27 protein-coding genes, 2 tRNA genes and 1 pseudogene are annotated in these 24,953 nt (G+C 35.5%); 14 read left to right on the top strand and 16 right to left on the bottom strand.

Annotated elements, in window-relative coordinates; all coding sequences use genetic code 11:
- Positions 1-3 precede the first annotated feature (3 nt).
- Positions 4-525, top strand: a complete 522-nt coding sequence (locus tag K4G57_RS04055) for an HIT family protein (RefSeq protein WP_221531857.1) — start codon at positions 4-6, stop codon at positions 523-525.
- A 266-nt stretch (positions 526-791) separates the two neighbouring features.
- On the opposite strand, the gene K4G57_RS04050 is transcribed toward K4G57_RS04055, so the two are convergent.
- Positions 792-1,826: a bifunctional 3,4-dihydroxy-2-butanone 4-phosphate synthase/GTP cyclohydrolase II gene (locus K4G57_RS04050; RefSeq protein WP_221531858.1), complete on the bottom strand. Its 1,035-nt coding sequence runs from the start codon at positions 1,824-1,826 to the stop codon at positions 792-794.
- Between the two features lie 119 nt (positions 1,827-1,945).
- Here K4G57_RS04050 and K4G57_RS04045 point away from each other — a divergent pair.
- The 8 genes from K4G57_RS04045 (at position 1,946) to K4G57_RS04010 (ending at position 5,701) form a co-directional block, all read left to right on the top strand.
- Positions 1,946-2,020: transfer RNA gene (locus K4G57_RS04045), tRNA-Gln, on the top strand.
- Positions 2,021-2,068: 48 nt separating this feature from the next.
- Positions 2,069-2,145, top strand: a tRNA-Met gene (locus K4G57_RS04040).
- A 73-nt stretch (positions 2,146-2,218) separates the two neighbouring features.
- Positions 2,219-2,629, top strand: coding sequence for a hypothetical protein (locus tag K4G57_RS04035; RefSeq protein ID WP_221531859.1), 411 nt, complete (start codon positions 2,219-2,221; stop codon positions 2,627-2,629).
- Between the two features lies 1 nt (position 2,630).
- Positions 2,631-3,290 (top strand): 16S rRNA (uracil(1498)-N(3))-methyltransferase, encoded by a 660-nt coding sequence (locus tag K4G57_RS04030; protein ID WP_221531860.1) that lies wholly within the window; start codon positions 2,631-2,633, stop codon positions 3,288-3,290.
- Positions 3,291-3,410: 120 nt separating this feature from the next.
- On the top strand, positions 3,411-3,881 hold the full coding sequence (locus tag K4G57_RS04025) for a type II secretion system protein (protein WP_221531861.1): 471 nt from the start codon (positions 3,411-3,413) through the stop codon (positions 3,879-3,881).
- Positions 3,881-4,255: a prepilin-type N-terminal cleavage/methylation domain-containing protein gene (locus tag K4G57_RS04020; RefSeq protein ID WP_221531862.1), complete on the top strand. Its 375-nt coding sequence runs from the start codon at positions 3,881-3,883 to the stop codon at positions 4,253-4,255. Before K4G57_RS04025 ends, K4G57_RS04020 begins: the two co-directional genes overlap by 1 nt.
- A gap of 39 nt (positions 4,256-4,294) precedes the next feature.
- Entirely contained in the window at positions 4,295-5,062 is a 768-nt protein-coding gene (locus K4G57_RS04015; protein ID WP_221531863.1) for a TSUP family transporter, read from the top strand.
- Positions 5,063-5,701: a LysE/ArgO family amino acid transporter gene (locus K4G57_RS04010; RefSeq protein WP_236033203.1), complete on the top strand. Its 639-nt coding sequence runs from the start codon at positions 5,063-5,065 to the stop codon at positions 5,699-5,701.
- A gap of 50 nt (positions 5,702-5,751) precedes the next feature.
- Here the strand turns inward: K4G57_RS04010 and K4G57_RS04005 are convergent, their stop codons facing one another.
- The 12 genes and pseudogenes from K4G57_RS04005 to ilvD all read right to left on the bottom strand — a co-directional run bounded on the left by K4G57_RS04005 (position 5,752) and on the right by ilvD (position 16,511).
- Positions 5,752-6,054 (bottom strand): hypothetical protein, encoded by a 303-nt coding sequence (locus K4G57_RS04005; protein WP_221531864.1) that lies wholly within the window; start codon positions 6,052-6,054, stop codon positions 5,752-5,754.
- Between the two features lie 54 nt (positions 6,055-6,108).
- The gene (locus tag K4G57_RS04000) at positions 6,109-6,429 is read right to left on the bottom strand and encodes a restriction endonuclease subunit S (protein ID WP_346728170.1); all 321 of its coding nucleotides are present in this window, start codon (positions 6,427-6,429) and stop codon (positions 6,109-6,111) included.
- 174 nt (positions 6,430-6,603) lie between these two features.
- The gene (locus tag K4G57_RS03995) at positions 6,604-7,461 is read right to left on the bottom strand and encodes a hypothetical protein (RefSeq protein ID WP_221531866.1); all 858 of its coding nucleotides are present in this window, start codon (positions 7,459-7,461) and stop codon (positions 6,604-6,606) included.
- Positions 7,454-8,023, bottom strand: a complete 570-nt coding sequence (locus K4G57_RS03990) for a hypothetical protein (RefSeq protein ID WP_221531867.1) — start codon at positions 8,021-8,023, stop codon at positions 7,454-7,456. Before K4G57_RS03990 ends, K4G57_RS03995 begins: the two co-directional genes overlap by 8 nt.
- Positions 8,024-8,097: 74 nt before the next feature.
- A complete protein-coding gene (locus K4G57_RS03985) occupies positions 8,098-8,481 on the bottom strand; it encodes a hypothetical protein (RefSeq protein ID WP_221531868.1) in 384 nt (127 codons plus the stop codon).
- A 2-nt stretch (positions 8,482-8,483) separates the two neighbouring features.
- Entirely contained in the window at positions 8,484-9,419 is a 936-nt protein-coding gene (locus tag K4G57_RS03980; protein ID WP_236033215.1) for a DNA adenine methylase, read from the bottom strand.
- A 202-nt stretch (positions 9,420-9,621) separates the two neighbouring features.
- The gene (locus tag K4G57_RS03975; protein WP_221531870.1) at positions 9,622-9,780 is read right to left on the bottom strand and encodes a hypothetical protein; all 159 of its coding nucleotides are present in this window, start codon (positions 9,778-9,780) and stop codon (positions 9,622-9,624) included.
- Positions 9,781-9,782: 2 nt separating this feature from the next.
- Positions 9,783-9,959 (bottom strand): annotated as a pseudogene (locus K4G57_RS03970) (dihydroxy-acid dehydratase); the annotation flags it as partial.
- A complete protein-coding gene (locus tag K4G57_RS03965; protein WP_221531962.1) occupies positions 9,910-10,185 on the bottom strand; it encodes a hypothetical protein in 276 nt (91 codons plus the stop codon). The gene K4G57_RS03965 and the pseudogene K4G57_RS03970, both read right to left, overlap by 50 nt.
- Before the next feature lie 97 nt (positions 10,186-10,282).
- Positions 10,283-12,703 (bottom strand): restriction endonuclease subunit S, encoded by a 2,421-nt coding sequence (locus tag K4G57_RS09300; protein ID WP_221561806.1) that lies wholly within the window; start codon positions 12,701-12,703, stop codon positions 10,283-10,285.
- Entirely contained in the window at positions 12,640-14,715 is a 2,076-nt protein-coding gene (locus K4G57_RS03955) for an HsdM family class I SAM-dependent methyltransferase (RefSeq protein ID WP_221561805.1), read from the bottom strand. Before K4G57_RS03955 ends, K4G57_RS09300 begins: the two co-directional genes overlap by 64 nt.
- A 101-nt stretch (positions 14,716-14,816) precedes the next feature.
- Entirely contained in the window at positions 14,817-16,511 is a 1,695-nt protein-coding gene (gene ilvD / locus K4G57_RS03950; protein ID WP_221531873.1) for a dihydroxy-acid dehydratase, read from the bottom strand.
- Positions 16,512-16,705: 194 nt separating this feature from the next.
- Between ilvD and flgB the strand changes: the two genes are divergently transcribed.
- From flgB to K4G57_RS03930, 4 genes are read left to right on the top strand one after another with little or no spacing between them, the layout of a single operon-like run.
- Positions 16,706-17,140, top strand: a complete 435-nt coding sequence (flgB, locus tag K4G57_RS03945) for a flagellar basal body rod protein FlgB (RefSeq protein ID WP_221531874.1) — start codon at positions 16,706-16,708, stop codon at positions 17,138-17,140.
- Positions 17,141-17,150: 10 nt separating this feature from the next.
- Positions 17,151-17,651 (top strand): flagellar basal body rod protein FlgC, encoded by a 501-nt coding sequence (flgC, locus tag K4G57_RS03940; protein ID WP_221531875.1) that lies wholly within the window; start codon positions 17,151-17,153, stop codon positions 17,649-17,651.
- Between the two features lie 10 nt (positions 17,652-17,661).
- Positions 17,662-17,979: a flagellar hook-basal body complex protein FliE gene (gene fliE, locus K4G57_RS03935; protein WP_221531876.1), complete on the top strand. Its 318-nt coding sequence runs from the start codon at positions 17,662-17,664 to the stop codon at positions 17,977-17,979.
- Positions 17,980-17,982: 3 nt separating this feature from the next.
- The gene (locus tag K4G57_RS03930) at positions 17,983-19,740 is read left to right on the top strand and encodes a peptidoglycan D,D-transpeptidase FtsI family protein (protein ID WP_221531877.1); all 1,758 of its coding nucleotides are present in this window, start codon (positions 17,983-17,985) and stop codon (positions 19,738-19,740) included.
- Between the two features lie 101 nt (positions 19,741-19,841).
- On the opposite strand, the gene K4G57_RS03925 is transcribed toward K4G57_RS03930, so the two are convergent.
- Entirely contained in the window at positions 19,842-21,617 is a 1,776-nt protein-coding gene (locus tag K4G57_RS03925) for a Na/Pi cotransporter family protein (RefSeq protein ID WP_221531878.1), read from the bottom strand.
- A gap of 290 nt (positions 21,618-21,907) precedes the next feature.
- Here K4G57_RS03925 and K4G57_RS03920 point away from each other — a divergent pair, with 290 nt between their 5' ends.
- The gene (locus tag K4G57_RS03920; RefSeq protein ID WP_221531879.1) at positions 21,908-23,119 is read left to right on the top strand and encodes an NAD(P)/FAD-dependent oxidoreductase; all 1,212 of its coding nucleotides are present in this window, start codon (positions 21,908-21,910) and stop codon (positions 23,117-23,119) included.
- A 204-nt stretch (positions 23,120-23,323) separates the two neighbouring features.
- Here the strand turns inward: K4G57_RS03920 and K4G57_RS03915 are convergent, their stop codons facing one another.
- Entirely contained in the window at positions 23,324-23,941 is a 618-nt protein-coding gene (locus tag K4G57_RS03915; protein WP_221531880.1) for a class II aldolase and adducin N-terminal domain-containing protein, read from the bottom strand.
- A 9-nt stretch (positions 23,942-23,950) separates the two neighbouring features.
- A complete protein-coding gene (gene pgp3 / locus K4G57_RS03910; protein ID WP_236033204.1) occupies positions 23,951-24,841 on the bottom strand; it encodes a peptidoglycan metallopeptidase Pgp3 in 891 nt (296 codons plus the stop codon).
- Positions 24,842-24,953: the final 112 nt, after the last annotated feature.

The following is a 24,953-nucleotide window of genomic DNA, read 5'->3' as shown; positions in this document are numbered from 1 at the left end:
AAAATGGATTATTTGTATGCACCATGGCGCAGTGAATACTTTAATTCCAAGAAAGACACATGCGTGTTTTGTGCGATTTCTAAAGGGGTAAATTTACACACAAACACAAAAGAAGATTTTCTCCTAAGCGATACTTCAAACCACGTCTTTTATAGGGATTCTAAGATTTTTTGTGTAATGAATAAATTCCCCTACACGCCCGGACATTTTCTAATCATTCCCCACACACACACGCACTCTCCAGAGCTACTTGATTTAGAGACTTGGCTGCGCTTACAAACATTCGCACAAAAAGGAGTAGCACTTTTAAAAGAATTTGGCGCAAGTGGCATAAATATGGGAATGAATATTGAACGCGCTGGTGGAGCTGGAATCCCAGAACATCTGCATTTACATCTTGTGCCTCGTTACATTGGCGATACAAACTTTCTTACAACCATTGGCGATGCGCGTGCGTATGGTGTAAATTTTGATATGATTTTTAAACGCATTAAAGCACTATCAGAAGTATATTTTGCTTCATAAAATAATTTGGTCAAATATCCTAAAAACACATACAACTACAACTCCATAAAATTGCTTTAAAAAGAGGTTGCTTTTTGCCTTGAATTTTACGTCATCACTCCTTATGCAAGTTTTTCATTCATTAGCTAAAATAAATTTTATAACTAAATCCTAACATAAAAGTATGCATAGATTCCGTTACAACAAAAGCACAAGCAAAGATATTAAAGATTACACTTATCAAGCGGTATCTTATATGGTTTTATTCAAGTGTTTTGGATTCTATTTTAAATCTCTACGCACTCTAAAATCTTAAGATTAAAGCCACTTAGAGTGCCATACTCTAGCTCATTAATCTTAGAGCTACTTAACAATTTAAAATCTTTCACACCGAGTTCTTTTAAAATTTGCGCACCAATCCCTAAGCCCTTAATATCTTTATTATTTTGCGTGCGCAAAAATATTAGATAACCTCCCTCTGCCTTTAGCTGTGCTATGGAATCCATTAATGCGCTAAAGAGGCTTTCATTTTCTAACAACTCCAAATCTTCACGAATGCTATGAAATTTCACAAATGGAATCTTAGGCGCACCAAAAGCAAAGACAAAATGCTCTCTACCTAAATGATCTTTAAATTGCATTTTTATGGAATCTGCGCCTAAAAATTTACAAGAATTTTTACTTACTACTTTAATAAGTTGTTCAAACTGCAACCGGTATTCAATCAAATCTGAAACATATAAAATTTTTAAATGATGTTTTTTTGCAAATTCACTTAAAAATTTATCCCCCCTCTTTGCCATTAATCCATCTTCTTTCATAATCTCGCAAATCACGCTAATAGGTTTAAGTCCTGCTAAACGACAAATATCTACACTTGCTTCCGTATGCCCTGTGCGCTCTAGCACACCGCCTTCTTTGGCAATAAGTGGAAAAATGTGTCCTGGTCGCACAAAATCCTCTGGCTTCGTGCTTGCTTTACACATAAGCTGGATTGTCAAATCTCTCTCATATGCAGAGATTCCTGTTTTTGCTTCTTTTGCGTCAATAGAAACCGTGAAAGCCGTCTCATGATTAGAGCTGTTTTTACTTACCATTGGAGGCAAGTCAAGTGCTTGTGCAATATCTTTAGGAATGGACACACAAATTAACCCACGCGCCTCTTGCGCCATAAAATTTATTTTCTCTGGAGTGCTAAAGATTCCTGCTAACACCAAATCGCCCTCATTCTCCCTATCCTCATCGTCCATAACAATTATCATCTCACCATTTTGAATCGCCTTAATTGCGACTTCAACACGGACAATTGCTTCATTCTCCATATAAAACCTTAAAAATTTTCTTACAAATCTAGCATTATAACACAACGCCTACTAAACCAAATCTTAATAGCTATTGACAAATAAGAAAAATAAGATTATAATCCCACCTTTAAAAACATTGGGGTATCGCCAAGCGGTAAGGCACCTGGTTTTGGTCCAGGCATTCCGAGGTTCGAATCCTTGTACCCCAGCCACTTCTTAAACTACAAAAAATTTAGCGGTTTCGTTTTTTAATTAGTTATCGCGGGGTAGAGCAGCCCGGTAGCTCGTTGGGCTCATAACCCAAAGGTCGGTGGTTCAAATCCGCCCCCCGCTACCAAAACTCCACTAATACAACCTTTACAAAGTAAGCTTTTGTTGTTACAATTCTAAAAAACTTAAAGCAATATTTTATGGAATTTATCGGCTCTGAACTTATCTTTGTCCATTTATCACTTTCTATTCCTTTACTTTTACCACCACTTTGGAATCTTTACGCACTTTTTGCAAACCTTTCACACACAAAAAAACTTCGCACATTAGCAGTCTGCGCACCTGCGTATTACACGCTCCTTAGTGCTTCTGCATTTAGCGGATTCGTGATTTGGGCAATGCTAGGCTTTGTTTTTACGTTTAAAATTATCCTAATGCTTACACTTTGGATTGTAGTTTTAGTTGCTGAAATTAAACGTCATAAATTTCAAAAACAAATCCGTATGGAAGCAGATTTTACAAAACGTGAGAAATTTTTCCTCTTTGCAAAAATCAAATATAGCTTAGATTTTTGCACCTTTGTGTTACTTTTACTCTTTATGGTGCGCTAAAATGCAATTTACTTATCACAAATGTGCTGGAGAATCTACAATTACACTAGATGGAGAGACTTATAATCACCTTTTTCGCTCCCGCAGAACACGCAAATTAGATTCCTTAATGCTGTGTAATTTAGAAGATACAAACGCCTATGTTTATGCAATTATCAAACTTAGTAAAAAATCTGCAACTTTGCAACTAAAAACTACGTACAATGTGGAATCCAAAGCACCAAAAGGACATTTGATTTGGGCGATGATTGACCCTAAAAACATTGAAAAAACACTCCCTTTTTTAAATGAGCTCAATTTAGAGCGCATTACATTTTTTTATGCGGATTTTTCACAAAAACATTTCAAACTGGATAACAAACGTTTAAATCGTATTTTAGAAAACTCTTGTGAGCAGTGCGGACGCCTCACGCGTTTAAAAATGGAATTACTAAATAATCTTACAGAAGTGTTACAAAAATACCCAAAAATTGCAGTGATGGATTTTGGCGCAAAACCCTTAGAAACGCATTTAGAGATTCCTTTTTTAATCGGCGCAGAAGGTGGTTTTAGTCAAAAAGAGCGCGAACTGCTAAACACACAACAAAGCTTTAGTGCTCCAAATTGCAACATTTTGCGTAGCGAAACCGCAGCACTTTATGCCACAAGTAAAATGCTATAAACCCTTAAGCATCTCTACAAAAGTTCCAAAAGATTCCACTAGACCTTTACACATTTGAGTCAAAGTTGTTAGAATCTTTACATTCAAAATTAAAAGTGAAATCGTAAATAAAGGAGTAAAATGCAAACCAAAAAGGCTTTTACAATGCTTGAGCTTGTGTTTATTTTAGTAATTTTAGGCATTTTAGCTGCTGTTGCGATTCCAAAAATCTCTGCAAGCCGTGATGACGCGAAATTCGTCGCACTCAAAAGTGATATAAACACGTTAAAAACTGCCTTTCCCGCATATTTTCTAGCACAAGGGCAAGGGACTTTCTTAACTGCTATCACGTTAAGTAGTGCAAATTGGAATCTAAATGCCTACGCCATCACTAGCAAACTACAAGATTCTAACCAAAACCCCTGCATTAGCGTAAGATTGCTTGATACAAATAATGCGCTAGCTAGTGCGCCAAATGCTGCGCAATTTCTAGAATTCTCCACACAAACAAGTCCAAATGCAAATGGCGATACTTGCGCGAAACTTGTGGAGAGCATTGGCTTAAATTCTACGCTTAAGATTCCACTTCTTAGCAACTCTATTGTATTTTAATGCATCAGGCTTTCACGCTTTTAGAAGTTATCCTAACACTCTTGCTAATTGGAATCCTTTTAAGCTTTGGGATTCCACAATTTAGCAATTACACCAAAAGTGCATGTGTAAAGAAACTCCAACTCCAAACCCTAAACCTCCGCTTAGATTTAAAAGCACAACTAAACGCAAAGCAAAAAATCAATTGGGATTCCTTATATGACCATTTAGACTTCACTTCTAAGGACTGCCATTTTAGCAAACAAAAAGATGGCTTTATGATTAACTACTATGGTGCTAAGGCGTATTTTAAACTTAAAAATTCCACACTAGAGTGCCAATATTCCAAAACTGCGCGTTTGCATAATGGAGAATCTATGTGCGATATTTTTTAGAAATTGCATTATAATAGCACTTTTATTTTAGGAATCCTAATGCAAGAATTTATCGCTAATTTAGATATATATATGCTTTTATTTCTCTTCTTTGCAGCATTTGTAGCAGGCTTCATAGACTCAATTGCTGGAGGTGGAGGAATGATAACAATCCCTGCGCTCTTGCTTGCTGGAATCTCTCCCTTACAAGCCTTAGCGACAAACAAGCTCCAAAGCTCTTTTGGAAGTTTTTCTGCAACTTTACAATTTTACAAAAAAGGCTATATCAACTTAAAATCTAGCATTCCCTTTGCAATTATCTCCTTTATTTTTGCCGCAGTAGGAACAATTAGTGTGCAGTTTATACAAGTGGAATTTCTCTCTAAGATTCTACCTTTTTTAGTGCTAATTTTTGGATTGTATTTTTTATTTTCACCTAATATTAAAGAGATGGAAAAAACAAAAAAGCTAAACCGCGCATATCTAAGTCTTGCAATAGCACTTGTTGGCTTTTATGATGGTTTTTTTGGTCCTGGGACGGGCTCATTTTTTATGCTTGGGTTAATTATCATCGGGGGTTTTGGAGTTATGCAAAGCTTAGGACAAGCAAAACTTTATAACTTCTCAACAAATCTTGCTTCCTTAATCTTTTTTGCCATAGGCGGACACATGCTTTGGGGTGTTGGGCTACTTATGGCACTTGGGCAGTTTATCGGTGCAAATCTCGGTTCTAGGGCGGCAATCCTCTATGGAATCCGTATTGTCAAGCCCCTTGTTGTTGCAGTCTCTTTTCTAATGGCAGCTAAACTTCTCTATGAGCAGTTCTAAATGCTAGTGGAGATTTATCTACAAGGGCTACTTATTGCACTCTCACTATTTGCAAGTATCGGTGCGCAAAATATGTTTGTAATCAAACAAGGAATCTTAAAAAATCATATCTTTTTTGTATGTGCAAGTTGTATTGCTTGTGATATCGTTCTTGTAAATATTGGAATTTTTGGAATCGGAGAATTTCTTGCTAAAAACAAAATTTTTACCATTTTACTTGGTATTGCTGGGACGCTTTTTGTGCTAAGCTATGGAATCCTCTCTTTATGCTCTGCCCTTAGGGCAAAAGAACGTTTAGAATTTAATACACAAGGACATAAAACAAGCCTTACAAAAACCATTATCCAAACACTTGCAATCACGCTCATAAATCCGCATGTGTATTTAGATACGATTCTAATCTTAGGCGCAATTGCTCTGCCATTTAGCACAAATGAAAAATTCTTTTTAAGCGGCGGAATCATTAGCGCATCTTGCCTTTGGTTTTTCTGCCTTGGATTTGCTGCACATAAAGCAAGTGTGCTTTTTAAAAATCCAAAATCTTGGGTAATCCTAAATAGCATTACCGCCCTTGTAATGTTTGGGATTGCATATATGTTAGCGCGTTTTACTTGGGGAGAGTTGCAAGGGTTTTTATAAAACTCAACGCTTTTAAGCATAAAATCCACAAATTTTACAAGCCTTGAAACTTAACTTTTCACATAAGCCCTATATGCCTTTAGTTTTTTCTCACCCCACAACACCACATCTTTTATGCTTTCTTTTTCTAAGGCTTTGATAAAGTTTTCCATAAAATCAAAGGCGATTTTATAGTCTTTGTCCTTATCGCTTGTCCTATTGAGCGGTAGCAAAATATCTCTATTAGAATTTTTAAGAGATTCTTCGCTTTGCTCAGAATGATAAGAATTTAACTTAGAATGGCAAAGACTCGACTCAGTTTGACAAGGATTTAAAAAGGTGGAATCTGTATTTTTAGTTTGACAATCATACACAGGGAGGGGGATTGTTACATTTTTTAAAACATCAACATTAAAAGAACTGCTTCCCTAGCTAAAGCCTAAAAATGATTTTCTCATCACAGCAATTAAAAAACTCGCATTTACTCTGTTAAGATTTCCATTTTTTAAAGACATAACTTTGATTTTATCCCCTGTAAAATATGGCTTATTTTGATAAAACATTGTTGCGGTATCTTGTCCAAAGCTTATCGTATGTGCTGAATTTAAAAATTGCATATCCTCATCAATATAACCACGAATTCCATTATTTTTATCCCCTCTTGCAACATAAGGATAAGAACCACCAAATTTTATTTCATTAGCATTAAATTTCTTTTTTGTTGTTGAGATTTCAAACAAATCCCCGATTTTAAATATTTCTATGCAAGCTTACATTTTGTTTTAAGGATTCAAAATGAAGTTTCTTTAGAAAAAGTTTTGCCATAGAATCTTGATTGAGATACACACTCTTGCCAAGCTCATAAAGTTCAACCTTGACCTTTTATCTTGTGTGGTGTAGAGGAGGAGATTTGGCATAGGATTTCACTTGTTTGGGATTGTTTTATATGAGTTAGCAACCCTTATTTCTTCATCGCCCGCTTCGGTAGTATAAATTTTTCTAAAAACTATATCAGCTAAATGGTCTATATCTTTAGCATTATTAATCTCAAATTTATCACCTTTAATAAAATCCTGCTTATATTTAAGGGCATAGTTTTTATATTCTTCAAATTTATTTTTTACTTTTTCTAATTCATCAACAATCATTGCAATTGTTTTAAGTTTTCTTTTTGATAAAGATTCAATATCTGAAATTTGAACTTTTAAAAATGGATATTTTTCATTATTTTTAAAAAGCTGTATATCTTTTTCTGTTGCTTCTCTGTAATATTTAGAAAAACTAGGGAATACCAGCTCTAAATCGCTAAATTTTGCAAAATATATTTTCTGCTCTTCTTGATTCCAATAAAGATGCGTGTGATTACAAATAGGTATATTGATTTTATTCGTCTCAATATGAGCAAATTTAATATCTGGGTTAAATGATAAATAAGTTTTCTCGACTCTAGCTGAAGGCATTATTCGTTGAATGTAGAGATGAAATTTATCTTTTATTTTTTCAAAAACATATAAAGTTTCTACCTTTTTTAAAGCATTCTTAGTTATGGAATTACAATTATCTGTGTGTTTCATTCTATCAAGATACTCTCCTATATATTCATCTTTAGTTTTTATGAAAAATATTTCATTTTCACCTAGCACATAATTTCCCCCTCCTTGTTCTACAAAATCAATTTCATCATACCCCTCAAGTTTATAGTCCCAAACACCATCAAGAGAATGTTCTGTAACCTTGTAAAAATTATTTCCTGCTTTTCCATAAACATTCACTTTAGCCATTTCTATCTCCTTTATCTAGAAAAGTAAAATCATTCAATCTTATAAGATTATTATGTGACTTCATTTCCTTTATTTTTTGTTTAGATATTAAAAACAATTTATATTTGGCATATTTTTCCCTATTAATATCCACAGATACTTCATAAAAGTGATAGCCAGAAAATAAAAGATAAGGGTTAAAATATGAAAACTTACCCTTTAAAATTAAAAGATAAATTAAAATAAGTACAACACTAAAAATTACTAAATTATTAATACTCACAGCAATTACAAAATAGGCAATGTAAATAGGAATATATTTAGGTTCTGCAATTTCAATCTCACTGCATTCCATTAGCTCACTTTGGGTATTTTGATAATATTTTTTCACACAATAGATATAAAGATGAGATAACAATAAAGCAAGAACGATTATACACAAAGTCACAATGAGATTATTAAAAACAATATTTTTATAAATAAATATTTGTATATCTCTATTTTGCAATATGAATATTACTACAAGTGGCGTTAGTGCCATTGCGATATATATCAAGTAAAAAATAAATAAAAATAACTCCATTCTCTACTCCCACCATATTAAGTTTTGAATTTTGGGTATTTGCATAAATCTGCGGTAGTCTAGTATCTCACTCATTATCTTTTTATTTCTTTTCTTTTGATGATTTTTTCTCTTGTAGAGCTGTTTTTTAGAATTTCTGCATGTTCATTTTTAATATCAATTGGCCAGTCCATTCCTTGCTCTTGCACATTCCATTCAGGGTATTTACCCTTCTCCACGCTCAAATAATCCTCCACACAACATTGCTCAATCAGTTTGTAAGAAATATAAGCATTTTCTACATTTTTAAGCTCAAAAAGTCCTTTGATGTTCTTATTTTGAGTAAGAATCTTTTGGGGTAGAGGGTTACCATTCTCATCTTTTAAATCTTTGAGATAGTTAAAATTAAGCCTTGTGCTACCCTCTACAAATTCCACATCAGCAATTTTAAAGGCGGTTTTTACTTTATCTATTTTCATTCTCACTCCTTTATAATCAACAACTCGTGGCTTTGTTTGACATTATTTTTATCACCCAGTCCATTATTGCGATTAAGGCGATTTTTACCAATACGTGTTTCGCCTTGCCCCATTGTATATTGCCATTTAGGCTCTAAGATTTTAAAATCCTTATAAGCCTCTCTCACAAATGCACAATCATTGTAGCTTAGAATAAATTTACCCTTGTGATTCTTAAGGTATTTACTCAAAAGTTCGTGATTAAAGCCATTATGATGAATAGGAAAATTCCGCATAGGATAGATTCCTTTAAACATTTGAGAATCTCCCTCTAAAAAATAAGGCGGGTCACAGTAAAAAAAATCATTTGGGTATTTTTCAAACACTTTTTCAAAACTTGCACACTCTACACTTAGATTTTGTAACCTAGAATCTTGCCCCAGATTTTTAAGCTTCTCTAAAGCGTTTAAATAGCGGGTTTTATCTTCATAAATCTTGCTCATCCACCCCAAAAATCCGGGTCCATAAGAGAGATTAAAATTAAAATAATAATCTCGTGCAAGGCTTAGAGAATCTAAATTTTTGTGTGGGATATTTTGTGCATTTTTATGCCTTTCATTCCAAAAGGATTTCAACTCTGCTTTTATATTAGCATAGGTCTCTTTAGTAGGTTCAAGTGCAAGCAATGCTTTATAAAGTCCCTTAGAATCCCTAATCAAAACTTGCCAAAAATTCACCAAAATATCAAAGACATCAAAGGCTTTGACCTCTAAATCAAGCTCTAAGGCACTTGCGATTTCTACGCTACCCCCACCCATAAATGGCGAAATAAGCCTTGTTATATCATTAGGAAAATGTTCTACTATTAGCCCGACCGCTAAGGATTTACCACCCCCATAACGCAAGGGACTTTTAGCGTAACGTTTGTAATTTAAATTTTTGCCTTTGAGGGAGTGCAAAAAATGCTCTTTAGGAGTAGAATTTGATTTTGTGGATTTTTCTTGCTGTAATTCTCTTAAATCAAATAAAGAATGTTGTTGTGTCAATGGAGTGCCTTAAAATTGTTTGAAAAAATTATAACACATTGAGCATAAAAGCATAAATTAAAATCAACCCTTTAGCGCATCTTTTTAAAAAGTTTTATAAATTCACTTTAAGCCCCTAGGGACTATCCCAGCTAAAAATTTTATTCCTATCAAGTTGTTTTAGTTGCCATAAATCTTTAGAATCTAGCACAAAATCAAAAATTTCTAAATTTTGCTTTAATGCTCTAGAAGCTTTTGGAATCACACTTATACCAAGCTGCGTTAAAAATCTCAAAATCACAGCTCCGTTTTTAAAACTGCGCCATTTGCGGCATTACTCACAAGCAAGGCGTATCTTTTAAGCCATTTGCTTTGTATCTCCTTTTTTATGGGCTTGTATTGCGCCCTGCGAGATTCTAGAATCTTAGAATCCACCTTTAGCTCCAAGCTCCCTTTGCTCACAGAGATCGCCAAAGAGGATTTTAAGCCCACCAACTTGCGAGTAGGCATTAGCAACGAGGTAGGCAGGAATTATATGTGGATAAACACAAATCTCACCTTGGGGGTAAATTTTTAGCTTTTCAAAAAGTATCCATTGTTTTAAGTGTCTAGCTGGGCTTAAGTTCCTAAAATGCCACTTTTTGCTTGTTCCTAGCCTTTTTGTGTTAAAATACCGCCCTTGTAATGTTTGGGATTGCATATATGTTAGCGCGTTTTACTTGGGGAGAGTTGCAAGGGTTTTTATAAAACTCAACGCTTTTAAGCATAAAATCCACAAATTTTACAAGCCTTGAAACTTAACTTTTCACATAAGCCCTATATGCCTTTAGTTTTTTCTCACCCCACAACACCACATCTTTTATGCTTTCTTTTTCTAAGGCTTTGATAAAGTTTTCCATAAAATCAAAGGCGATTTTATAGTCTTTGTCCTTATCGCTTGTCCTATTGAGCGGTAGCAAAATATCTCTATTAGAATTTTTAAGAGATTCTTCGCTTTGCTCAGAATGATAAGAATTTAACTTAGAATGGCAAAGACTCGACTCAGTTTGATGAGGGCTTAAAAAGGTGGAATCTGTATTTTTAGTTTGACAATCATACACAGGGAGGGAGATAGAATCATTTTCTACTTTGTTATTCCAAGTTGCCAAATTATCTCTAGAGTATTTTGGATATAAAACTTTTTCTAAAACACATTGCAAAAATAAATTAACTTCAAAACTAACATTTATATTTTTCAATCTTATAAAATAACTTTCAGCAAGAATTCCTGTTTTCTCCTTTTGTGCATAGACCTTTCCTGTTGCTATTGCACCATTATAAACAATAGATAAAATATTTTCATATGTTTCAAAATCACCATTTTTAGCCCAATACATAATTCCATTATTACCAAATTTTGCATAAACAACAGGGATACAAAATTCGTTTGTTTTGGACTTAGACACAGCCTCAAACTTATTACCCTTTCCTAAAAACCTAGCACTTATTTTTTCAAACAAATCCCCGATTTTAAACTCTCTCCAAACAATAGCTTTATTTTTAATAGCTTTAGCATTCTTAAAAAACACTAAATACTCTTCTAGCTTAAATTCTATGCCCCCCCCCCGCACTACGGATTCATAAGCGTTTAGCTTTTCTTGCCAGAAATCATAAAGGCTTTGGATATGGGCTTTTTCTATACTTTTGATAAAATCTTCCATAACATCAAAGGCGATTTTAGAATCCGCATACACAGGGAGGGAGATAGAATTTTCTTTTACTTTATTCCAAGTTGGTTTATTCTCATAACTAAAAAAATCAAAAATAGACTTTTGCATAACGGCGGCTAAATATAAACCGATTCGTCTAGTTTCATTTGTATTTTTTAGTTTAATAGCATAGGCATTATGCAAGATAGTAAATTCTTTTTCATGGTAATAAGCCAAGCCTGAGGCAACAGCACCATCAGCAATTACAACTATTTTATTGCTTGTTGTTTCAAAATCATTTTTATTTACATAATACATAACACCATTATTTCCAACTTTTGCTACTACTGCTGGTATCGTGTGGCATTCATCAGGGCTAGTTACTCTAAGTTCTCGTGTATCAAGTGGATTCAACTTTTTTAATTCCATTTTTTCAAACAATTCCCCAATTTTAAATTCCTGCCATTTGCACTCTAAAGCAGGCATTTGACTTGTGGCTAAAGCACTTAAGGCGGAATTTGCAAAATGTGAAAATTCAGGGCTTAATCTAGAATCTTCAAAATTTAAAAGCTTAGAATCTTTAAAAGATTCTAAGCTTTTAGGCGACTTTTTGCTTTGAGATTGAGTTAAAAATAACCCCCCCCCCCCGCTAGAATCAAGAAGCTTTGCAAAAATATGCAAAGCTTCTTTTTCTTTCGCACTCAAGGTAGTGTCCTTAAGCCCAGCAACTAAGAGGTAAGCCTCAAGTTCTTGAATCCTCTCTTCCTCAAGTTCTTTGATATAAGATTCCATAAAATCAAAGGCGATTTTATAGTCTTTGTCATATTGAGGGAGTGAAACGACCGAAATATCTCTATTGGAATTTTTAAGAGATTCTTCGGCTAACGCCTCAGAATGACAAAGGGAGGGGTCAGAATGATAAGAAACCGATTCAGCTTGATAAGAAATTGACTCAGTTTGATGAGGGCTTAAAAAGGTGGAATCTGTATTTTTAGTTTGGATTAAGGGATACACAGGGAGGGAGATTGTTAAATTTTGGATTGAAGATTGGGTAGAACCTACACCCCAAGTAAAATCTTGTAAAACCTTTTGACAAATCGCACTTATAAAAATACCAGTTTTTGAATTAAATTCATCAAATTTAGAAAGCAAAACCTTAACATTATTGCCTGTAAAATAGGGCTTTTCCTGATAAAACACGCAAAAAGTATCTTGTGCGAAAGTTAAAGTATTTGCTGGATTTAAAAATTCTTTATTTTCAACAACATATCCTCTTATGCCATTATTACGAGCTGAACGCACAACATAAGCATAAGAATCTGGAATTTGATTATCAAAGATTTTAATTGTATTAGCATGAAAAATCTTTTTGCTTGACTCTACCCAAAACAACTCACCTAATTTAATCTCTCTCCACTCGCCCCCGTTTTGCTTGAAGTTAGATTCAAGCTCTGCTAAACGAGGGCTTAGAGAAAATTTACGCCTTCCTTTGTGTTGTTTGTATTTTTTAAAACATTGCTCACTTCCCACGCTAGATACTCACTCACGCATTTTTTAAAGTCCGCTAAAGTAGGCTTAGTGTCGATTTTCTTATGCTGGGCAAAAGTCCAATCCCTGCCCTCTAAGTTTATGCAATCTTGCACAAAGCAATCTTTGTAATAGTGTAAATTCGTATGGTTATAAGCGACCAAATTTACAAGCTCTTCGTATCTTGCTTTTGCATTATCTGTATCTTTGAGATTCGTGCTAGCTTTTGCCTTTTTACGCGCGGCTCTTGTGTAGCCATCGTTGCTAAAGTCTATGAATTTCACTTGTTGTTTTTCATTATGAGGAGTGCCTACCTCAAAGAGATAAATAGCAGTTTGCACGCTTGATTTACCCGCAAACAAATCACTAGGCATTTTGATACTTGCTAGGAGTGTGCTATGCTCTAAAATCTCTTTGGTATAGGGCAAGCCATTGCCTGAACCTGCATTTTCTTGGATAATCACACAAGCCCTGCCTTTACTCATCTTCTTTAACGCCCTCTCTACAAAGATAAAGCCCTTGCCCGCTGCTGAATAAGGCGGGTTTAGCAAGAAAATATCCGCAGGAAACACTTGGTCTTTTTTAGCTCCTTGCTCGTATTTGCCCTCAAATTCCTTAAGGCTGTCTTTATGCAAAAGATTTGCTGAACCATCATCAAGCAAAATCATATTTAAAATCCCTAGCAAATAAATATCGCTTCTTTTTTCTACGCCTAAGAGCTGATAGGCTTTGATATGGGCGATTTTGCTTTCTTTTTCTTTAGGGCTTTTTATGGATTCACAATCTTTAATCATAGCATTCATAGCACTTATCAAAAACGCCCCCGAACCTGTGGCGTAATCCCACACATAAGAATCTTTATTCACCCTACATAATGCGACCATTAAATCCACCACATAGCGGGGCGTTAAAACCACATCGTTTTTTTCATTATCAGGCACTTCAAGCCATTTGGTGATAGAATTAAAAAGCCTGCCTGCAATATCTGCGGTTTGGAGCTTACGCACTAGGGGGAGGATATTTTGCAACACTTGCGCATAAGTCTTTTTTAAAGGGCTTTGGTCGTTGTTCTCGACTTGTTTTGTAAAGCCACTTTGTTGCCAAAGCTTAGAGTGGATAAAGGCGGATTCTAAGTCGTTGATAACCATTTTTATTTTTTCTGCTGGGAGGTTTTTATACTCTAAAAAATCATTGATTTTATTTATAAAAATTGTGCCATCATTAGAATTTGTGCCGCTCTCACCTTTTAAATCTTCTAATCTTAAGGGGGCAACCTTGTCTTTCACGCCTTGAGCTGCCATAATCATACCTACAAGCAAGGCTACTCTAGCATTTGGGTTGATGTTTAATAACTCATCGTGTAAGAATTGATTAAGTTTATTAAGTTTTGTTTCAATATCACTTTCTAAATTTTCTATTAAGTTTTCACGCTCTTCTTGACTTAGGCAAAGCGTGTCAATCTTGCTAACAAAATCTTGCAAATACTCTTTTGAAAAGCCTGAAAGATCTTTGTAATCGGCTATTTTCTTGGGCAAAGAGAGATTTTTGCGATTTAAATAATAAAAGGCGTATTCTAGGCTCAAATCCTTTGTTTTATCATCTTTATAAAAGCCATTTATGCCTAAGGCTATGACCTCATCATAACTATGGGTATAATCTAAAATAGCATTAGCATAATGCACCGCGCCATTTAATGCGTATTCGCTGATATTTTTATAATGCGCTTCGCCTTTGTCGTTGAGATTTTCCACCTCTCCATTTTTAAGCTTTGCTAATTTTCCTTTTGTGCCTTTGATTTCAATCATCACAGGAATTTTTCTAAGCTCAGGCGTTTGCAAAAAAAGCTTAATATCAGGATAATTCTTGCCCTCCCCTCCGCTCTTACTTGGGTAGGCTCTAAGAGCTTGGTCTATTTCATCATTAATAGATTGTGTTTTGTAATAATAAGAAATATTAAGCTTTGTTAAATCTTGCTTGATTTTGTCTTCTACTAACTCTTCAACACTTTTTGCCATTTTTTCCTCCATTTTTGTTTTAGTTTTCACAACTCTTTAAAGCCGCGTCAAATTAAATTCACTCTAAGCACAGCTTTCATTGAAAGTCGCGCTCTGTTGGTTTATAGCTCCGTTTTTAAAACCGCGCCATTTGCGGCATTACTCACAAGCAAGGCGTATCTTTTAAGCCATTTGCTTTGTATCTCCTTTTTTATGGGCTTCCATTGCGCCCTGCGAGATTCTAGAGTCTTAGAATCCACCTTTAGCTCCAAACTCCCCTTGCTCACAGAGATCGCAATCTCATCGCCATCTTCAATAAGCGCGATTAGCCCACCCTCTGCGGCTTCTGGGCTTACATGCCCTATACACGCCCCACGTGTCGCCCCGCTAAATCTGCCATCTGTGATGAGTGCTACACTCTCCCCTAAGCCCATTCCCATAATCAAACTCGTAGGGCTTAGCATTTCTTGCATTCCCGGTCCTCCCTTTGGACCCTCATAGCGGATAACAACCACGTTCCCGGGCTTGACCTTACCCCCTGCAATGCCTTTAATCGCCTCATCTTGTGAGTTAAAACATATCGCCTTGCCGCTAAATTCTTTCATAGATTCTGCCACAGCAGCAACCTTTAGCACCGCGCCTTGCTCACAGAGATTGCCAAAGAGGATTTTAAGCCCACCAACTTGCGAGTAGGCATTAGCATTCGTGCGGATAATGGCAGAATCCGTAATCTCCGCGCCTTTTATGCGCTCCCCTAAGCTCTCACCTGTGATAGTTAGCGCGTCTAAATAGAGTGCGCTATCTTGCCTTTTAGCCACTTCATGCATTACCGCTGAAACTCCACCGGCTTTGTTAATATCCTCCATATGCACACTGCTTAGCGCGGGGGCGATTTTAGCGATATGTGCGACCTTTGTAGCGATTTTGTTAATGGATTCTAAATTAAATTCCACTTCGGCTTCTTTGGCAATGGCGAGCATGTGTAAAATCGTATTCGTGCTACCACCCATAGCCATATCTACTACAAAGGCGTTATGCACGGCTTTTGCATTCAAAATATTGCGGAATCTAAATTTCTCGCTCATTGTAGAATCTAGCGCAATCTCTACAATGCGTCTAGCCGCTTTTCTTAACAATTCTTCGCGCTCTTTTGTTAGAGCTGGAATCGTCCCATTCCCCTCTAATGCCACGCCCATAGCTTCACAGAGTGTATTCATAGAGTTTGCAGTAAACATTCCGCTACAACTCCCCCCGCTAGGGCACGCTTGGCATTCTATCTCATGCAGCCTATTCTCATCTATCTTGCCACTCTCATACGCTCCCACCGCTTCAAATGCGGAGTTTAAATCCAAAATCGTGCCATCTTCTAGCTTACCTGCTTTCATAGGACCGCCACTTACAAAGATTGTTGGCACATTCACGCGTAATGCTCCCATAAGCATACCGGGTACGATTTTATCGCAGTTTGGGAGGCAAATCATCGCATCAAGGGCGTGGGCATTCATCACAGATTCTATCGCATCGGCGATTAGCTCCCTACTTGGCAAGGAGTAAAGCATACCGCTATGCCCCATAGCAATGCCATCATCTACGCCGATTGTGTTAAACTCAAAAGGCACACCCCCAGCTTTTCTAATCTCTTCTTTGACAATTGCGGCATATTTGTTTAAGAAAAAATGTCCCGGAATGATGTCAATGTAACTATTTGCCACACCAATAAAGGGCTTGTTAAAATCCTCATCTTTAAGCCCTGTGGCACGTAATAAGCTCCTATGTGGCGCTCTTTGATGTCCTTTTTTGATAATATCGCTTCGCATACAATCTCCTTTAAAATCTTTGTGAAATTGTAGCATTAAAGCTTAATTCTAGAATTTAATGCAAAAGAGATTCTATAAATTTACAAACTTAAAAAATAGGCAATAAAATAGTATGAAAGATAACACAAACTAATAAATTTTTGGAACAAATATTGCTTTACACTTCTTTAAAGTTTATCTTTTAGGAGTTACATATGAGTATTTTTAGTTATAGTCCAGCACGCGCATTAGCACAAGAAGCACTAGATCACAGAGCATTACGTCGTGATATGATTGCTAGTAATATTGCTAATGTCTCTACGCCTATGTATCGCCCAAAAGATGTGAATTTTGAACAAATGATGGCATTAAAAGCAGATGAAATTTTCAATCGTAACCGCAATTTAGAGCTTAATGTAGCAATTACAAACAAAAATCATTTGTTGCCAGCAAAAGACGAAAACCCCTATCGTCCGACAATGTTTTATCGTGATGGGCATTTAGCAAGAAACGACGGAAATAGCGTGGATTTAGACATTGAAACAAGCGAAATGGGGAAAAATGATATTATGTATCAAGCTTTAGTTGGTGCGTTGCGCAAACAGGGTGGAATCTACACTTACGCTATTGATTCATCTAGAAATATTTAAGGGAGAATAAATGTTTTTATCAAGTTTTGATATTAGTGGTTATGGACTCTCCGCTCAACGTCAAAGAGTGAATCTAATCTCAAGCAATATTGCAAATGCAAACACCACACGCACAGATGAAGGCGGACCTTATAGAAGAAGGGAATTAGTGCTTAAAGCCTTTGATTTTGATAAAGTTTTAAATCAAAAGTATGAAAAAAGCAATAATTTGCTAGAATATGAAGATCCATTAGATGAAATGGATAGTTTTGATGAAGGGCGTAAGCCTAAACCAACGCTAATGAGTGTCTATGTTGATAAAATCGTGCGTGATGATACTCAACCTAGAATGAAATACGAACCAAGCCACCCAGATGCAAATTCTGAAGGCTATGTTGCGTATCCAAACATTAACCCCGTTGTAGAAATGGCAAACTTGATTGAAGCATCAAAAGCTTATCAGGCAAATGTTGCAGTCTTTCAAAGTGCTAAAAATATGGCTTCTACAGCGATTTCAATGTTCCAGGCATAAAGGATTATAAATGGAAATTAAAAAATATGGAGTAGATTTAGAGAAGCTTAACTCTAAACTCCAAGATGTGCCTAATCTATCGCCAAACCATGATTTAAATCCCCCTGCAAAAAGTTTTGGCAGTATGCTAAAAGATGCGGTTGATGAAGTCAATACTTACCAAAAAACAACCGAACAAGCAATGGCGGATCTGGCAACAGGACAAATTAAAGATTTACATCAAGCAGCTGTTGTAATTGGAAAAGCAGAAAATAGCATGAAACTCATGCTTGAAGTGCGCAATAAGGCAATTAGTGCCTATAAAGAATTAATCAAAACACAAATTTAATCTGTGAATAGTGCGCAAAGTAAAAAAGCAGGAAAAATCCTGCTACTATTTATTTTGATAGCAATAGGATTTTGTATCTTTTTAGGGGCGATTTTTTACCGCAATTTTACAGAGCGACAACTCCCAAATCTCCAAACAAAACGCGTTGAAAGTGCTATTAGAGGTAACATTTATAGTAGTGATGGATTTTTACTAGCCTCTAGCAAAAAAGTCTATAAAGCCGTGGTAAATACCTATAATATCAATCCGCAAAAAAAAGAATTATTCATCAATCTCTTTAGTATTTACAGCAAGATTCCTAAGCAAGAAATCCGCAAAAAGCTTGAGCAAAAAGGAAATGTAACACTCTCTTATAACATTGACTCTAAAAGTGCTAGTTATTTAAAGCAGCTCAACTTAAAGCTTAATCAACTTAGTGTTTTTCAAAGTTACGAGGACAAAAACGGAAACATTTTTAAATACGGACTTTCAGTTGTTGAGAGTGGAGAATCACGTGATTACCTCTACGGGGATACAATGGAGCCAATTTTAGGCTACATCAATAAAGAGAATGATTCTAAAATCACACGCGTAAATGGTGTAAAAGGAATTGAAAAAAGCTTTGATGAAGAATTAGAACCAAATAGCGATTTATTAATGATAGGTGCACGTGATATTGGTTTTAATGTCGTTTTAAATAAGGATTCCATCTTTAAAGAACGTGTAGATGGCTATGATGTTATTAGCTCTATTCCACTAAAACTCCAAAAAAAGGTAGAGCGTTTAATTGACCGCCACACACAAGAGCTTGGCGCAAAAGAAATTCTAGTTGGTATTATGGAAAGCAAAAATGGCAAAATCCTAAGTTTAGCAAGCAGTGCACGTTTTAATCCAAATGCAATTACAAGAGAAGATTATCCAAAACTCAATGCGAATGCCATTGAATATTCCTATGAACCCGGAAGTATTATCAAGCCCATTATTTATGCAATGTTGTTAGATAAAAATTTGGTGCAACAAGATGAAGTGATTAATTTAGAAAATGGTCGCTTCAAATTGCATAATTTTACCATTACAGACACACATAAATTAGAATCCTCTAGTGCAGAAGAAGTGCTACTCTACTCTAGCAACATCGGAATGGCAAAAATAGCTCAACGCTTAAGTCCAGCAGAATATAATGCGGGCTTGCAAGCCTTTGGTTTTGGAAATTTAAGCGGGATTGACTTGCCTTATGAACGCGTGGGAGTGATTCCTGATGCTAGACGATTTCGTAGTGAAGTGTATCGCGCAACTGCCTCTTATGGCTATGGTTTGCGCTCAACATTTATGCAAATGCTAAAGGCTTACAATACCATTATTAATCATGGAATCGCTTATGAACCCTATTTAGTAGAATATCTACAAGATTCTAAATCTATCCGCTATAAGCTAAAACACCAAACGCCCATTAGAATTATTAGCGATGGCACAGCAAATGCAGTGAAAAATACCCTCATTAAAATTGTCAGTGATGGCACAGGAAAAACTGCTCAAGTGCCCGGAATCACCATAGGTGGAAAAACAGGAACTGCGCACATCGCACAAGGAGGAAAATATGTGCGCAAATACAATAGCTCCTTTTTTGGCTTTGCAAGTGATAAAGCAGGCAATGAATACACTTTGGGCATTAGCGTTTTTGAACCCAATGAAACAAATGCTTATTTTGCTGCACGCACTGCTGTGCCACTCTTTAGAGAAGTTGTAGAACTACTCATTAAAGAAGGGTATTTGGAGCAATAATAGATTCCAACCCTAATTTGAATTTACAAGTTAGAATCCCTTTTTTGAAATTGTGCCTTTAACTTCTACTCACATTCTTTTTGCAATTTCATTTTAAACCCCTAAACTTCTTGCTTGGATTCCAAATCCTCCCAACTTTCTTTTGTAAAAATAATTCCAATTGCTTCAATTAAATGTGTAGCAATCTCGGCAATAAAAGCACTATCGTTTAAAATAGATGTCCCATTTGCCACACTGATTTTTTCTTCACTAATAAGCATTTCCACATCACGCATATTTTTATAATCTAACTCTTTAGGCATTTCTTTTGCCGCTAAAAGTTGCTTTAAAATCAAATATGCATTCTCATCTTTCATTGTTTTTAACTCTTCCACACTTCTTAGGAGCATTCCTAAATCCTTACGCATTTCGTTATATTTCTCCGCTAAATATGGGTTTTTAGAGTTAGAATACACTTTCATATTTGCTTGGATTAGTTTTAAGTTTTTTGTCGCTTCTGTAAGATTGCGTGCTGCAATTTTAAAAGAATAAATGCGATCGTTTTTCTTTTCATCTTCTACATACCTTTGTGCTTTAGTTGCAAACTCCATTACCGCATCAAAAAGCACCTTAATCTTGCGCTTATACAGATAATCTAAATCCACATCTCCACTAAACCACTTTTTATTCTTAACGATATAATCAAAACTTTCTTTACCACGAATATCACTACGATTAAAGCCAATTGTGTGTGCTACAAGCGCATAAGCATTGTTATACAAATGCATAGATTCCTTTTGCAAAGCGTCAATTGCGGTATCTGGATATTCAATAATGTTAGAATCCAAATATAAAGGTGCATCCATATCCCTATCTTTTGGAGCTTTAATCATCTTATCTAGCACAAAAACAATCTGACGAATAAAAGTAGAAATTAAAAGCACCGCTACAAGATTAAACAAAGTGTGAAAAAGTGCTGTCTTTAACGCATAGTTTGTTGCTTCAATACCTAAGATTTCAGCAATGAGATTTACCATTTTTACAAAAAAAGGAAATGCGGCAATGACGATAATTGCAATAGTAAAGTTAAAAATACAATTTGCAATGGCAAGCTTCTTACCCTCAATATTTGTGCTTAAACTTGCCACAACAGCTGTTACCACGCCTCCAACACTCGTTCCAAGTGTTGCGGCTAATGCATTTTCAAAGCCAATTTGTCCGCTAATTAATGCAGAAATAATAATTGCTAAAGTTGCATGGCTGCTCTGCACAATTCCTGTTGTAAGTGCACCAAGCCCTACAAAAATCAACACTCCCTTAAAGCCATCAAAGTTAAAACGTGATAAATCCACAATTTCCTTATAAGATTCAAATCCAACTTTAATATAATCCACACCCAAAAAGAAAAAGCCAATTCCCATAAAAATTGACCCAGCCCCCTTAAGAACGCTATCTTTTTGGAATCCTAAAACCGCCCCACACACAATTAAAGGAATCGCTAATACTGAGATCTTAATACTTGTTAAACCTACAATTAACCACGAACCAGCCGAGTTTCCAAGATTTGCTCCAAAAATGATTCCAATACCTTGTGCAAGCGTAATTAACCCAGCTGATAAAAAAGAAATAGAGATAACAGAAACCAACGTGGAGCTTTGCATTAGCATTGTTGTAACCACCCCAAAAACAATGCTTTTTAGACGTGTGTCTGTGGATTTTGTCAAGATACTCTCTAAGATTCCTCCACTAAATGCCTTAAATCCATCACTTAGATTCATCATTCCAATGAGTAAAATCGCAACACCAGCTAAAATTTTTGCGAACTCTGGGAACACCACCAAAAAATATAACAACAAAACCGCCAAAGCCATTAAAACATAGCGCCTTATATTTTGCATCACCAAACCTCTTTTTTGCTAAATTAAACAGAATTAAAAAGCGAAATTATAACCTAAATCCTACAAAATTTTAGTTTTTAGTCCAATTTGCTTAATAATCCTTATTCTTCTAATGCACTAAATCTTTTCTTAACAATAGGATTACTCTTTGACTTTTAAAATTTAAACAAAAATATTTCTTAAATACACATCTTCACTCTTAGAAAATAAAGGATTCTTTAACCTTTTAGGATTTTATCAACAACTTTATCTTAATATGGAATCCTAAAGTTTTAAATCAAGGATTGGTTATGCAACAACCTGCAAAGATTCTAATTATTGGTGGCGGATATGGTGGATTAAAGGCGGCTTTAGGGCTTCAAAGAAACTATCAAGGGAATGCTGAAATTACATTAATTAGCAAACACGACTACCACTACCAAACGACATTATTACATAAAGTAGCAATTGGAACTTTGAGTGCAAGAAAAGCAAGAATCTATTATCGCAAAGTCTTAGATTTAAATAAGGTGCATTTTATCAAAGATAAAATCAAACAGCTCTGCCCAAAAGAAAATAAAGTCGTTGGCAATGGCGGAGAATACTCCTATGATATTTTGGTAATTGCACTTGGATTTAAACCTAATAATTTTGGTGTTAAAGGTGTGGAGAAATATGCTTACACACTCTCTTCTCTAAACTCTGCACTAAAGCTTGATAAAAATATAGAAAATAAATTCAAAGAATTTATCCACACTAAAAATCCAAAAGATTTGCAAGTTATTGTATGTGGCACAGGATTTACAGGAATTGAGTTTGCAGCAGAGCTTGCAACACAGCTTAATGAGCTTTGTTTAATTTGCGGGATTGATAGAAAGATTCCAAAAGTAACATGCATTGGACGTTCCAAACACATTTTGCCCGTATTTAGCGACTCCCTTGCTAAAACAGCAGAATCCAAGCTCAAAAATTTAGGCGTAGAGATTCTATCTAACGCCGATATTAAAGAAATTAAAGAAGGCGAAGTGGTTGTGGAGAGTGAGGGCAAAACACACAGCGTATATGGCAATACAATCATTTGGAGTGCAGGAGTTAAAGGAAGTGATATTGTAGAGCATTCTATTATTCCAAATAAAAATGGCAGAATCTCTGTAAATCCGCAACTTCAATGTCAAAACTTTGAAAATATTTATGTCGTAGGTGATTGTGCCATTGCCACAGACAAAGATGCTATTCACGCTCCAACAGCCCAACTTGCCGCACAAATGGGAGATTATGTTGCAGAGCTTTTATGTGCAAAGCTAGAAAATAAACCTTTTGAAAAACCTTTTAAATTTAATCACAGAGGGACAGTTTGCTCCATAGGACATACAGATGGCGTAGGAATCGTCTATCATAAAAATGTCAAAGGAGAGCTTGCGGCATTTATGAAAAATACTATTGAAAATAAATGGCTATATAGCATTGGTGGCTTAAATATGGTCTTTAAAAAAGGGCAATTCCGCTATCGCACGAGCAATTAAACTTATAAAAGGAATCTTAAAAAACAAGATTCCGCCTTATCTAATGCAAACTTATTTGCATACTTTCTTGTTGCAGCATTTACAAATTTCTTATGCGTAATAATTTTATGCATTAAAACTTTAAGCCGCTAAAAGAAACATTTTATTTTATTGCATTTATTTAAACTTTCAAAAATTTTTAAATAAAAAGATTTTTTAGAGTTTCTAAATATCAAATAAATCCTGATTTTGCTTACTAGCCTCCAAAATAGAACTAAAATGCAGAATCTTGCAAGTGTCCTCTAAAAGCGCTAACAACTTAGATAATATCTGTAAGTCTCTATGATACACATAAACACCATAACCCTTAATCACCATAATTTTTTTATCACTTTCTTTAAAATAACGATTTATCTCAATATCAGCGCGCTCATACCAATTGTCAAAATCCTTTGGGTCATACACATCTAGTGTGCCTAGCATTTTGTAGCCAAAGTAGTCTTTAGGAACGATTTGTTTATGTGTAAGCGTATAAGATACAGTAAAAGGGGGCATACTATAAGCAATATATTTTGCATTTGGAATATTTTGATAAATTAGCGAATGAATGAATGCATCAACGCTTGCTTCGCTCCAGCGATAATCTCGCTTGTGGTAGAGCATAATCAAAGAATCTTGATTTAAATCATCAAAAATAGCGTCTTTTTTGTTAATCAAAAAATGCCCTTCTTCAAGCTTTGTAGATAAAGAGCCATGAAAGATTCCAAAAAAGTTTTTACGAAACATTGAGAGTGAAATTATTTTGAGATTTTTTAAAACCTCTCCATCAATATTATAATCCATATAATCCCCTTAATTACTAGCAAAAAGCCCATTGACTTGCGCAATAAAATCTAGAGGATCTACTTGTGCTCCACGCACTAAGATTCCAAAGTGCAAATGCGGACCACTCACGCGCCCTGTCGCACCACTAAGTGCAACTAGTGTGCCTTTTTCCACAATATCGCCAACTTTAACTTTAATCTCACTACAATGGTAATACATACTAAACACGCCTTCCCCATGATCTAATACCACTGAACCCCCAGCTAAAAAACGTTCTTTTGCAATCACAACTTTACCGCGATTACTTGCAAAAATCTTTGTGCCAATAGCTGCTCTAAAATCTGTGCCGCTATGATAACTTCTAATCTCTCCATTAAACACACGCGCATTCCCGTAAGAGCTTGTAATTTTGCTCTGCATTGGCAGAACAAATGCAGAATCCCAGAGACGCTCTTGACTATAATTACTATAAATTGCATTTGCTTCATCACGTTCTCTTTTAATACGTTCTTGGTTTTTAGGATTTGGCTTTGCCTTGCTTTGACTAACTTGAATGCTCTCTTTCTTGTAATTTCCTTGTACCACTTCCACTTTAGCCCCGCTCTCTAAGGCTATAATGCTAGGCTTTGTATGGTAAGGTATCGCTAAAATCACAATTTTTTTTGTCGTATCGCTTGGATGTGCAACCCACTGGTAAGCTCTCTTGTTAAACATTATGGGTTTTGGATTCTGCATTGTTGTGCTTAAAACGATGGTTTTCCCATTTTCCACCACAAATTCTGTGTGTTTTTCTATCTTTTGCTCTACACTTTTGTTTTCTATATGTTCTGCACCCTTATTCACCGCCTGTGCAACTTGGACTAATAAACAAGCAAGCATAAACGCGCTTCTAATTCCAACTAAATATTTTCCAAACATTCCTAAGCACCTCTTGTAAGCAACCTTAAATTTTATATGATTCTTATAGCATAACGCAGTTTTACTTAAAAGCAAAAAAATACTAAATGCCACTACACAAAACCTCATATTT

This window comes from Helicobacter turcicus, from assembly GCF_019711685.1.
GTDB classification, from domain to species: Bacteria; Campylobacterota; Campylobacteria; order Campylobacterales; family Helicobacteraceae; genus Helicobacter_D; species Helicobacter_D turcicus.
Note: the sequence above shows the minus strand (reverse complement) of the source record. Positions and strands in the feature narration are given on the sequence as shown.